10 protein-coding genes are annotated in these 12,941 nt (G+C 36.5%); 7 read left to right on the plus strand and 3 right to left on the minus strand.

The window, feature by feature from the left end; all coding sequences use genetic code 11:
* The first annotated feature begins 136 nt into the window (after window positions 1–136).
* The 3 genes from L6469_RS03510 (at window position 137) to tnpC (ending at window position 2,799) form a co-directional block, all read left to right on the plus strand.
* Window positions 137–532, plus strand: coding sequence for a hypothetical protein (locus L6469_RS03510; RefSeq protein WP_006281293.1), 396 nt, complete (start codon window positions 137–139; stop codon window positions 530–532).
* On the plus strand, window positions 526–861 hold the full coding sequence (tnpB, locus tag L6469_RS03515; protein WP_039869440.1) for an IS66 family insertion sequence element accessory protein TnpB: 336 nt from the start codon (window positions 526–528) through the stop codon (window positions 859–861). The genes L6469_RS03510 and tnpB overlap by 7 nt, the downstream gene beginning before the upstream one ends.
* Before the next feature lie 129 nt (window positions 862–990).
* On the plus strand, window positions 991–2,799 hold the full coding sequence (gene tnpC / locus L6469_RS03520) for an IS66 family transposase (protein WP_006282801.1): 1,809 nt from the start codon (window positions 991–993) through the stop codon (window positions 2,797–2,799).
* Window positions 2,800–3,163: 364 nt separating this feature from the next.
* Here the strand turns inward: tnpC and L6469_RS03525 are convergent, their stop codons facing one another.
* The 3 genes from L6469_RS03525 to L6469_RS03535 all read right to left on the minus strand — a co-directional run bounded on the left by L6469_RS03525 (window position 3,164) and on the right by L6469_RS03535 (window position 7,695).
* Window positions 3,164–5,689 carry a glycosyl hydrolase 115 family protein gene (locus L6469_RS03525; RefSeq protein ID WP_074803387.1) on the minus strand — a complete coding sequence of 842 codons (2,526 nt, stop codon included), beginning with the start codon at window positions 5,687–5,689 and terminating at the stop codon, window positions 3,164–3,166.
* Window positions 5,690–5,894: 205 nt separating this feature from the next.
* Entirely contained in the window at window positions 5,895–6,461 is a 567-nt protein-coding gene (gene xpt, locus L6469_RS03530; protein WP_027452739.1) for a xanthine phosphoribosyltransferase, read from the minus strand.
* Between the two features lie 574 nt (window positions 6,462–7,035).
* Complete coding sequence (locus L6469_RS03535; RefSeq protein ID WP_083382196.1) at window positions 7,036–7,695, minus strand: TetR/AcrR family transcriptional regulator; 660 nt, start codon at window positions 7,693–7,695, stop codon at window positions 7,036–7,038.
* 159 nt (window positions 7,696–7,854) lie between these two features.
* Between L6469_RS03535 and L6469_RS03540 the strand changes: the two genes are divergently transcribed.
* From L6469_RS03540 to serS, 4 genes are all read left to right on the plus strand, one after another.
* Entirely contained in the window at window positions 7,855–10,149 is a 2,295-nt protein-coding gene (locus L6469_RS03540) for an NADP-dependent malic enzyme (RefSeq protein ID WP_006283091.1), read from the plus strand.
* A 588-nt stretch (window positions 10,150–10,737) separates the two neighbouring features.
* Window positions 10,738–11,055, plus strand: coding sequence for a 50S ribosomal protein L21 (rplU, locus tag L6469_RS03545; protein WP_006283090.1), 318 nt, complete (start codon window positions 10,738–10,740; stop codon window positions 11,053–11,055).
* 17 nt (window positions 11,056–11,072) lie between these two features.
* On the plus strand, window positions 11,073–11,360 hold the full coding sequence (gene rpmA / locus L6469_RS03550) for a 50S ribosomal protein L27 (RefSeq protein WP_006283089.1): 288 nt from the start codon (window positions 11,073–11,075) through the stop codon (window positions 11,358–11,360).
* 249 nt (window positions 11,361–11,609) lie between these two features.
* Window positions 11,610–12,902 carry a serine--tRNA ligase gene (gene serS, locus L6469_RS03555; protein ID WP_006283088.1) on the plus strand — a complete coding sequence of 431 codons (1,293 nt, stop codon included), beginning with the start codon at window positions 11,610–11,612 and terminating at the stop codon, window positions 12,900–12,902.
* Window positions 12,903–12,941 lie beyond the last annotated feature (39 nt).

A 12,941-nucleotide genomic window follows, 5' to 3' on the forward strand; every position in this document is an offset into this window, starting at 1 on the left:
ATCGCGGTTCAGCCTATATTTTTATATTGTTAGGTCGAAATTGGACGCTTACCGATGTATTGTAAGCGTCCAATTTCGACCCTTGTGGTAAAAAACGACCCTTTTTAACTTTGCATGGTCAATAAATAAAACGATTATGCAAACAGACGAAAGAACAATTTCAGATGCAGAACTGGAACGATTATGGTTTCTGTATCAAATGGAAGGTGCTCCAAATAATATTCCGCTTATAGAGTTCTGTGTTAGTCGCGGAGTGCCTTTTTATCTTTTTGATCGATATGCCAATGAGCATATCAAGAATAAAATTGAGCCAGTAACTATAACAGGCCTTCCTGTGCCTCAAAAGAAACGTGGTCGTCCTCGAAAAATTCAAAATTCAGAAGCATGCGACCAATTGGCTGGAAATTCCCCAAAAATGAAAGCTAAAGTATCAGCTGTTATACAGTTGGAAAATGGTACAGTTGTAAGCATAAAAAGTAATTGTTATTCTGATGTCAAGGATATCATAGATAGATTGGAGGATCCATGTTAGATTTATCTGAGTTTAAACACTTCTATTACGTGCCAGGTTATGTAAATATGAGCTGGGGATTTTACCGATTGTTAGAGTTTGTGACTGACGAATGCCATGTCATTCCTCATGAAGGTGATGTATTCATCTTTATGTCCAGAAATCGTAGACGCGTACGACTTATCTATTATGATAAACAGGCTTATTATATGAACGAGAAAACATTCTATAATAAAGATTACAGGTTTATGAAAGTTGAATTCAAAGATCAGAAAACCGTATACAGTATAGAATGGAAAGATCTCCTGACTTTGCTTGAAAATCCTGTTATTTCGGTACTGAGATTATGATCTGAACTTCAGTAATCAGTGCTTATACATTTGAATTTAATTTATTGAATATCAGTTATTTAAGTGTTATTTTGTTCGTGTTTTTGCGATTTTTTTTGTACCTTTGTAAGTACAAAAGCAAGTAAAAGCATGGAAGAAAAAGAATTCAAAAAAAGAAAATTCTTTATGGAATATATCAATTCACGAGAGGATAATCCTGTCGTAAAATCTGCCCATGCTTCTATGAGTTCAGCTGATAAAGACAAGTATATCAGCATCCTTGAGCGTGATGTTGAGCAGTATCGTCAGATGCTCCAGGAGTCATTGGAGAATCAGAAGAAGATACAGGATAGACTTGATCGTGTTGCTGCTATGCTTGAGAAGAGCGATAAGGAGAAATCAACACTTCACGATACCATCAATCGCCTGATGACTCAACTTGAAGGAAACCAGAAACAGATACAATCCCTTCAGAACCAGATAAAGAATCTGATCAATCAGTCAATGGTTGACAAGGCAAATCTGTATGGAAAGAAAGTCTGGAATAACAGAGGAGGCAATACTACTACTGTCAGTCGTCAGGAAGCAAAGGATGACTTTGATGGAACTGCTGCTTCCCTACCCTCAGCAACTTCCGATGAAGAGCCAAGCAAGGAAGACCAGAAGGAAGTAGACAATCAATGCAAGGTTGGCATGAAATATAATACTATGGGTGCTGACATGGTTATTGATTATAAATGTGATGAAACCAAAATACCTGATGGTGCCAAGATAATCCGTAGGTTTACTCGCAGTATCTATGATCAGGTCAGCTACATTGTTGAACACAAAGTACATTACATAGTCTACAAACTTCCTGGACAAGATCCGATCACAGTTCATTTTACCCTTCCTGGTAATGAGGAAATCGAAGAGGATTACAAGAAACTGAGTGTTGTGCCACACACCCATGTAACAAGCAGGTTCCTTTCTCGTCTGACAATGAACAAATACCAAATGGATACTCCTCTTTACCGAGAGATCATCCGCATGATGGAAGATAAATTCAGCATATGCCGCCAGACACTTACAAATTATATTGGTATAGGCGCAGAATATCTCAAACTGGTTCTTCCATATCTTAAGAATAATCTACTTCAGGATGGAGCCAATATCCATTGTGATGAAACCTGGTGCAGAGTCAGGATCTACAACAAGGTTCTTAAGAAATACATCTGGTGTGTCGTCAATAAGGAAACCAAGGTTGTATACTTCTTCTACGATAATGGAAGTAGAGGCCAGGATGTTATCAAGAACTTCATCGGTTCTTCAAATATCAACTCAATACAGACAGATTCTTATTGTGGTTATAACTTCTTTGATCGGGAGGATAATGATATTACTCATTTGTATTGTATTGCACACGCCAGGTCAAAGTTCTTCTATGCATATGAGCGAGGTAAAGACTATCGAGCAAAGGACTTCCTGGACTGGTTTGGATGGCTTTACGGCAGAGAGGAAACCTATAGAAAACAGAATCTCTCACCTGCGGAAATCAAGAAAAGAAGAAACGATTCTGAAACTACTGAATGCATCGTTAAGATATATTCAAGAATGTGTGAACTTCAGAAGGATGACTCTATCAAGGGCGAATTGATGACGAAAGCACTCAATTACCTGAGTAACGGTTGGAAGAAGTTCTTCACCTTCCGTGAAGATGGTAATTACGAAATCGATAACCTGGAAGCTGAACGCTGCATCAGGCCATTAACTGTGAACAGAAAGAATGCACCGATACTCGGAAGTGAGAGCGGTGTAGAGAATCTGTGTCTCTATATGACCTTAGTCGAAACATGTAAGAAGAACAATATATCACCATTAAGATACTTCGAACGCTTCTTTGATATCATAGCAAAGACAAATGGTGTTGGAATTGAATGGGACCAGATGACACCTTCAAAACTCTGTCAGGAATCATAAAAAAGCAAAAAAAACAAAAAATACTAAATAGGCTGAATCGCTTTAGAATCGCGGTTCAGCCTATATTTTTATATTGTTAGGTCGAAATTGGACGCTTACTGCCTTTTTATCTTTTTGATCGATATGCCAATGAGCATATCAAGAATAAAATTGAGCCAGTAACTATAACAGGCCTTCCTGTGCCTCAAAAGAAACGTGGTCGTCCTCGAAAAATTCAAAATTCAGAAGCATGCGACCTTATCTTGATGTTTTCCGAATATGTACATAATTATTATGATAAATAGCCAAAAGGCATTTTAGGTTATCTTGCAGAGAAAATATTGAAATTTCTCTGCAAGATAACCTAAAAATCATTTAATAGCTCTTATTTATGTTTTGCTGATTCTTTCATAAATAAGTATGAAGGCTTGTACCCCCCTGCATCTATGATTATTTTTTCAAAGACAATACCAGCATCTTTAGGATGTATTGTCAAAGTATGCCATTCTCCCGCTTTACCGGTTTCAACGGGCAATTCAATGACATTTTCAACGACTCTCCTTGCGATTGTTGGATAATATTTATTGTATATATTCTCAGGTTTTTCGTTCAAATCTCCATTAAAATTAACGGTTTTAACATTGCATCCATCAAGCGCTACTTCATATTCCATTCCTCCTTTATTCAAATAATCCAATGTAGATTTCACTATAACATGAATTTTAAATGTATTTGCTCCATCTTCCATAGGATTTAGACGAAATCTGTAGGTTAAAGACGCATTATTTGTCGATTCTGTATATGGTTGAACAGCCATACCGCTTAGGGTTCTTCCTATGAAAGGAAGTTCTTTCCATTGAGCATTATTGGCATCAGATTTACTATAATAATGAGCGGCCTCTATTGATATATATGCCGTTTTATCATCAAAAATATATCCACCATTCTGAGGAGCAGATAAATGCATGAGTTCTGGCAATTTGTTTTTAGGGAACGCATCATTCCACGAAGTATAGCCTATGTGTTTTTGATCCATCATATGGTTCCATTTACCTCCTGCAATCTCATGATTGTAACTTGCACATAGTAATGAATCTCGAAGAAATGCTTCTTCAGCTTTTTTAGCCCAATTTTCACAAGAGATATCACCGAGTTTTGCCAGATAATGATTCATTGCTACAGCATAGTACATCTGATAAAGATTAGCCATAGCTTGGATAGGAAAAAGAATAATCTGTTTATAGGTATCATGAAGATTACTCGGCAACTCGTTATATAGTCTCAAAGCTTCTGCTTCTAGAGTCATATACTCTCCTACTACTTCTTTCCATTCACCAGTTTCTACATTATATGTATTAGCATCAAGCATCTCTGGAGTGACTCTACCATTTAGCCAACCAATTTTATTAAGCAAATCTGCTGCTTGTTTTGCATATTTAACTCCCAATTGCTGGGCACAGAAATTTTGGGTATGTTCAATTACATCTGTACAAGAAAATCTATCAGGATTCCATGCCATGTCAAGAAAATAGCTTATAGGATATTCCATAGGTTTGAGATCACCTACATTTAGTATCCACATTTTCTGAATACCATGATTGAAGGCAAGCGACAATTGCTCTTGCATATTTTGAGTAGGTGTAACATTGAGCCATTTAGTATTGCGAGGCGCTCCCACATAATCTACATGATAATATAATCCCCATCCTCCTTTATGATTAAGATCCTTTCCGGTAGGTACACGTCTGACATTTCCCCAGTTATCATCACATAACATCATAATAACGTCATCAGGTACACGCATACCTTTGTCGTAATAATCCATGACCTCTTTATACAAGGCCCAAACTTGTGGAGTTTTTTCTGCTTTTTTTCCTGTTACATCAGCTATAATTTTACGTTGATCGTCGATGATATTCTGCATGAGTTTTATGTTTCCAGTACCATCCATTTCTTCGTCGCCATCCCCGCGCATACCTATAGTAACCATCGTTTCCCAATTTTTGGCACGCTCTATACCTCCTCGCCAAAACTCACGTAATTCTTTTCCGTTTTTCATATAGTTCCATTCACCATGACCTTTTCTTCTTTTCCAGTCTTGTTGTGCACATGCCATAGGTTCATGGTGTGATGTGCCCATTATGATTCCCATCTTATTTGCTAATACACCATTTTCAGGATCATCATCATAAAACGCATTTCCCCACATAGCTGGCCACATATAATTGGCTTTAAGGCGAAGTAAAAGCTCAAATATATGTGAATAACACTTGTGATTTTGACCGCCAAATTTCTCATTACTCCACTGTGCAAAACATGGATGCTCATCATTAATGAATATACCACGATATGCTACAGCAGGTTCACCATCTGTATAAATTCCTTTTTTAAAATAAATATTCTTATGTTTTTCAGCTGGCACATCTAACCACCAATACCAAGGTGATACGCCTATCTGTTTAGATAATTCATATACACCATATATAGTGCCTCTTTTATCACTACCCGCTATAATTAGAGCTTTTTTTACCCCCTTCATAGGATTATCTACCAGCTGAATAATATATTTCTCATGTTTGCCGACTAATGATTTCTTATTGATTTTGCCAGTAGCCATTAGTTTCTTTATAAAACTGGACTTTAAGCTACCAATGATTATGCACGAACTACATGTAGCGGTCGACTGCAATGTGGGTTTATTACCAGTAACTGATTGAAAGTCATTTTGTAAATTATTGATGGCCATTTGTATACCTTCATCTTCTAGAGAGTCACATAGCAAATTGACAACTTGCCCATTTTGTGCAAGGGCAAACGATTCTACGCTAGGCGCATATGAAATAAATTTTTCAGCTGAAAATGATATTGTAGCTGAAAACATACAAAATACAGAAATAAATAGTCTTTTCATTATTAAGTTGATTATTTAAGTTTTTAGACTTATATTATGAGTAAAATCGCAATTGTATTGCGAATGCAAAGGTAATAATAACTCTTTGATTATTTTTTGCGAATATTTTCAAATAGTTTATCTATTGTTACATTAGATAAAAAAAGGCACTCAAATAATGAGTGCCACCGATAGTTTTTAAAATTTTACCTAGAAAATATAAACATTATCTAAGTTTTATTTCACAATTATCAAGAGAATCAACTATAGCTAGACTTTCTACACGAATGCCCATATTTTCAAGAACTTCTCTACCGTGTTGAAAAGCTTTTTCTATGATAAAGCCCATGCCCACTAATTCTGCCCCTGCCTGCTGACATATATCTGCAATACCTTTAGCAGCATTTCCATAAGCTAAGAAATCATCTATAAAAAGAACCCTATCGTCGGGAGATAAATATTCTTTGGCAATTACAACATTATAATCACGTTGCTTCGTAAACGAATGTATTTTTGTGCGATACATATTATCCATTGTAGAAGGAGTCTTTTTCTTTGCGAATACAACAGGTAAATCTAGTAGTAAACCTACGATAATAGATGGTGCTATGCCACTAGCTTCAATTGTAAGAATTTTAGTAATTTTAGTATCCGAAAATAGTCGAATAAACTCGATGGCTTCTTTTTTGAGTAAATTAGGATCCATCTGATGATTAACGAAACTGTCTACTTTTAAGATACCTCCAGGAAGGCACTTGCCATCCTTCAGTATACGCTCTTTTAATATGTCCATTTCTCGCATTTTAATATTTGATGCATGCAAATGTACAAAAAATATTTTAATTATCTCAAGTTTATCAAGTGCATTAAACCGCATTTTTGAATTTTACGGACAAGAACCCTCATGAGGTTTGCGTATTTGAAATTGCGATGTAAGAATGCCTCAAATACGCGAATTTTGAAGAATTTTCGTATCTATCTGAATATCAACACGTTACACATTTAGCGTTTCTTCGGTTCAAGAAATGGGCGCCAAAACCACAGGTCCTAGGGGTCGAAAGCTTAGGTTTGATACGATAAGGTCATAGAGTTTAGCGAACAAAGTCTTAGCTTTCGACCCCTAGGACCTGTGGTTTTGGCGGGAGAGAAAATCTAGGGGAAGAAAAAAGACCAAACAGGCTGATCAAAAGTTGAATATTTTGAGCTAGATGACGATTTTTGAAAACGCTGTTTTTTGATAAATTATTTGACAGCAGACCCATTACAGACAGAAAATAGTCAAAACTATTAACTCATGAATCCACTTTAAAAACAATAATAATGTTGTTTACACAGTAAAAAGATATAATATGGGGAATTAGATCAAATTACAATTCATCTAACTTAGAAACAATTTTATTCATCTCATCGAATCCTTTGGACGTACAGAATCCTTGAATAATGACAACCAAATAATTACGAATTATGGAATTAATACTCAAGGAATGATATAATTTTTGATTCATGACATTGAGCATAGTTATATTTATTAAATGTGTAAGCACATCATAATCAATATCATTTCTGAAGTATCCATCCTCTATTCCTCGAGTGATAAACTCTCTTGTCTGAAGTTGATCTTTTTCATGCACCTCCCTATAATATTCTATGACTTCAGGAAATTTATCGTGCAAATTACTATAAAACTCTGAACTAATTTTACGATTGTCAGTCATCTTTTCGCGGAAATATTCTAGTAAAATATCCATTACACTATGTCCTGGCTGGCTAGCATACTCCTTCATTTTGATATTAAATTCCTCAGTTCGCTTGACACATGCCTGGTAGACTAAAGTCTTTTTATCAGTAAATAGTTCATACATAGTACGTTTAGAGATACCCATTTTACTAGCGATATCATCCATTTTAACGGTCTTAATACCATTAACTAAAAATTCCTCAATAGCCACATCAAGTATTTTACCACGCAACTCAATGCGGTATTTAGACATACCTTTAATTCTCTGAATCTTAACTGCTCGTGTCATAAAAGTAAACGTTTACGTTGCAAAGTTACAAAAAAAATGAAAAATGCGTTACTTTTCTATTGTTTTTTATTAACTTTGTAAACAGACTACAATAATTAAGGTAAAAATGCATGTGTTGCACAAACACCTTCTAAAAACTTCTAAACCAAACGACAATTTATGGTAAAGATTACAAAGGAGGCAGCGCTCGCCTATCATGAGAATGGGCGCCCTGGAAAAATCGAAGTAAAGCCTACTAAAGCTTATCGTACACAGACTGATTTAAGTCTAGCGTATTCGCCTGGCGTGGCATTTCCATGTCTGGAAATCCAGTCAAATCCTAATGATGTCTACAAATATACCGACAAAGGTAATCTCGTTGCTGTTATAAGTAATGGTACTGCAGTATTAGGCCTTGGTGATATCGGTGCTATGAGTGGTAAACCAGTCATGGAAGGCAAAGGATTGCTCTTTAAAATTTATGGTGGTGTAGACGTCTTTGATATCGAGGTTGATGAAAAAGATCCAGAAAAGTTCTGCGAAGCTGTTGAAAAGATTGCTCCAACTTTTGGCGGAATTAACCTTGAAGATATTAAGGCTCCTGAATGTTTCTATATTGAAGAAAGACTAAAAAAGACGCTTGACATCCCTGTTATGCATGATGATCAGCATGGCACTGCTATTATTTCGTCTGCTGGGTTGATTAATGCACTTGAAGTAGCTGGTAAAAAAATTGAGGATGTAAAAATCGTTGTTAATGGTGCCGGCGCAGCAGCAATTAGTTGTACAAAATTGTATTGTGCTCTTGGAGCCCAGCGTAAAAACATATTAATGCTCGATTCTAAGGGTGTTATCACTAGTGATCGTGAGGGTTTAAATGAACAGAAAAAGTACTTTGCTACAGATCGTCGTGATGTTCATACTCTTGAAGAGGCTATTAAGGGTGCTGATGTATTTTTAGGTTTAAGCAAAGGTAATGTCTTGACACAGGACATGGTCCGCTCTATGGCAGACACTCCTATAGTTTTTGCTTTGGCTAATCCTGTTCCTGAGATAAGCTATGAAGAAGCTATGGAAAGCCGTCCTGACGTACTAATGAGTACAGGACGTAGCGATTACCCTAACCAAATAAACAATGTTATTGGTTTCCCATATATCTTCCGCGGTGCTCTTGATGTTCATGCAAAAGCTATCAATGAAGAAATGAAACTTGCTGCGGTTCGTGCTATTGCGGACTTAGCAAAACAGCCTGTTCCAGATATCGTAAATTCTGTATATCATGTAACAGATTTAACATTTGGCCCTAAATATTTTATTCCAAAACCAGTTGATCCACGACTTATTACTGAAGTAAGTGCAGCAGTAGCTAAGGCGGCCATGGATAGTGGCGTCGCTCGTGTTTCGATTACTGACTGGAATGCATATAAAGATAGATTACGCCAACTCTTGGGACAAGAAACCAAGTTGACACGAAAGATTCATGAAACAGCTCGTCTTCATCCACAGCGTGTTGTTTTTGCAGAAGGTGGTCACCCTACAATGATGAAAGCTGCTGTTCAGGCAAAGACGGAAGGTTTCTGCACCCCTATTTTGCTCGGTAATCCAGATCGCCTTAATCGTTTGGCCCACCGTCTAAAGCTTGATTTGAGCGAAATTCAGATTATCGATATGCGTGCAGACCAAGAGCAAGGACGTCGCGCTACTTATGCAAAGCATTTAGCAGAAAAACGCGCACGCGAAGGATTTACTTTTGAGGAAGCTTACGATAAGATGTATGAGCGTAACTACTTTGGTATGTCAATGGTAGAAAATGGTGATGCAGATGCTTTCATTACAGGTTTGTATACCCGATATAGTAATACTATTAAAGTAGCTAAGGAAGTTATTGGTATTCGTAAAGAATATAATACATTCGGTACAATGCATATTGTTAACTCTCCTAAGGGCGTTTATTTTATCTCTGATACTCTAATTAATCGTCACCCTGACCAAAATGTACTTATTGATATAGCCAAACTTAGTGCGCATACTGTACGTTTCTTTAATGAAGAGCCTGTCATTGCTATGTTAAGTTATAGTAACTTTGGTACAGACTTAGGTGGTAGTCCAGTTAAAGTACATGATGCAGTTGCCTATATGCAAGAAAAGTATCCAGACCTTGCGATAGATGGTGAAATGCAAGTTAATTTTGCTCTAAACAAGCAATTACGTGATGATAAATATCCATTTACTCGCCTTAAAGGTAAGGATGTCAATACTTTAGTATTCCCAAATTTAAGTAGTGCTAATAGTGCATATAAATTCCTTCAAGGTTTGAGCCCTGATTCTGAAATCATTGGTCCTATTCAGATGGGATTGAACAAACCTATTCACTTTACTGATTTTGAAAGTAGTGTAGCTGATGTGGTAAATGTTACGGCTATAGCATGTATTGATGCATATGTAGAAAAAGTAAAAAAATACAATGATGACTAATCATATTAGTAAAAACTAATTATTAGCATTTAAATAAGGTATAAGTCCTTCAGACTCTTTCTGTCTGAAGGACTTATTTATATATAGCAAGAACTATATAATATAGTAAACTTTAATCAAGTAACATTTATTCCGTATAAAATCAATATTTTTAAAAAACACTAAAGAAAGGTTATTTTAGGTCCAAAAAATACTAAAGTTAAAACGATTGCATTTATTTCTTTTTAAAAGATGTTAATGTTAACGTACACAATCATATTATCTTAAAAAAAAACTTGGAAGATGTTTGCAAACTATAAAAAAAGATTTAAATTTGCTACCGTTATCCTGAAAACAATCTTTTTACCTTAAGAAAAACTAATACCTATTGAAGATTTGGAGCGGTTGCCTGCGAAGGTCATCGCTTTTTTTTATCAAACATAGGCGACAATCTATAATATTTCTTAAAAAAACATTTTTCTGTTAATTCATTCTTTATTAATTAAAAATATATTCGTAATTTTGCAGCCGATTTAGTCTGTTCGGGCTCAAATAAGTGTAGGCAAAAGTCGACCGCCTGGCAGAGAAAACCGTTTATATTATAAAATAATGTACGCAATCGTAGAAATTAACGGTCAGCAGTTCAAGGCTGAGGAAGGCAAAAAGCTTTTCGTGCACCGCATCAAAGATGCAGAAGCTGGCAAAACTGTTGAGTTTGACAAAGTTCTTCTTGTAGACAAAGAAGGCAATGTCACAGTAGGTGCTCCAACTGTAGATGGTGCAAAAGTAGTAGTAGAAGTAGTGAACCCACTTGTTAAGGGTGACAAGGTCATCGTTTTCAAGATGAAGCGTCGTAAGGACTATCGCGTTCGCAATGGTCATCGTGCACAGTTCACTGAAGTAACAGTTAAATCAGTAATCGCTTAAATTAGGAGGATTTCAAGATGGCACATAAAAAAGGTGTTGGTAGTTCTAAGAACGGTCGTGAGTCTCATTCAAAACGTTTAGGCGTTAAGATCTGGGGTGGTCAGAGCATCATCGCTGGTAACATTATCGTTCGTCAGCGTGGTAATAAGCACTATGCAGGTGAGAATGTTGCTCAGGGTAAAGACGATACTCTTTACGCTCTTGCAGATGGATTGGTATACTTCCACAAAGGCAAGAAGAACAAGAGTACAGTATCTGTTCTTTCACCAGAAGCTTACGCAGCTAAAACAAAGGCTGAAGCTTAATTAAAGATAATATCTTATTCCAAACAAACAATAGAAGCCAACTCTATGGAGTTGGCTTTCTTCGTTTGCATTATTTCCACCTTACTGAAATTGTATAATTCACTTATCAATTTTTATATTTTCTACCCTGTTCTTGATCTTTATTCTTTTTGCCAACTATTTTTCTAAACAAATTTTTGGCTATTCCCTATGTTTTTTGTATTTTTGCGATTAAATATAAAATAAAATTTTAAAGAAAAAGTATAGAATATGCTTACACTTAAACTGATCAGCGAAAATACTGAAAAGGTGATCAAGGGCCTTGAGAAAAAACACTTTGAAGGTGCACGAGAGGCTATCGAAAAAGTTTTGGAATTTGACAAAGCACGTCGCGAAGCTCAACAGAAGCTCGACAATAATAAGGCCCAGCAAAATCAGTTGGCCAAGCAGATTGGTGGATTGATGAAAGAAGGCAAAAAAGACGAAGCTAATGCCATAAAGGAACAAGTAGCTGCTCTTAAGGTAACAGATGCAGAACTTAAGGCCGAAATGGACAAGGCCGAAAAGAATATGACAGAAACACTGTTATCTATCCCTAATGTACCAAATGATGATGTACCAGAAGGTAAAGATGCTGCTGATAATGTAGTAGTTAAAGAAGGTGGACTTAAGCCAGAACTTCCAGAAGATGCTCTTTGCCACTGGGATCTTCTGAAAAAATATAATTTGGTTGATTTTGACCTTGGTGTTAAAATTACCGGTGCTGGCTTCCCAATATATCTTGGTAAAATGGCTCGTTTCCAACGTGCGCTGGAAGCTTTCTTCCTAGATGAGGCTCGTAAAAGTGGATATCTAGAAGTTCAACCTCCTTATGTCGTTAATGAAGCTTCTGGTTATGGTACAGGTCAGCTTCCTGACAAAGAAGGTCAAATGTATCACGCAAATCTTGACAATCTTTATCTTATCCCTACTGCAGAGGTACCTGTTACTAACATTTTCCGCGATGTTATTCTTGATGAAAAGGACCTTCCTATAAAGCGTTGTGCTTATTCAGCGTGCTTCCGTCGTGAGGCAGGCTCCTATGGTAAAGATGTACGTGGTTTGAATCGTCTTCACCAATTTGACAAAGTGGAAATCGTTCGTCTTGATACTCCTGAGCATTCATATGAAAGTTTGAAAGAGATGATGGATCACGTAGAAGGCTTATTAAAGAAACTCGAATTGCCATACCATATTCTTCGTCTTTGCGGTGGTGATATGAGTTTTACATCTGCTATCTGTTATGACTTTGAGGTTTGGAGCGCAGCTCAGAAAAGATGGCTTGAAGTTTCTTCAGTGTCTAATTTTGAAAGCTACCAGGCTAACCGCTTGAAGTGTCGATTCCGCAGAAGTGAAACTAAAAAGACAGAGCTTGTTCATACTTTGAATGGATCTGCTTTAGCTCTTCCACGTATAGTAGCTTCTATCATTGAAAACAATCAGACTCCAGAGGGTATTCGTGTACCTAAGGTACTTGTACCTTACTGTGGCTTCGAAATGCTTGACGATAAGAATTTCGATTAAAAACTAAAATAGATATAGAGTAGAGGTTAAACCTTACCT

The organism is Segatella baroniae B14 (genome assembly GCF_022024235.1).
Lineage (GTDB): Bacteria > Bacteroidota > Bacteroidia > Bacteroidales > Bacteroidaceae > Prevotella > Prevotella bryantii.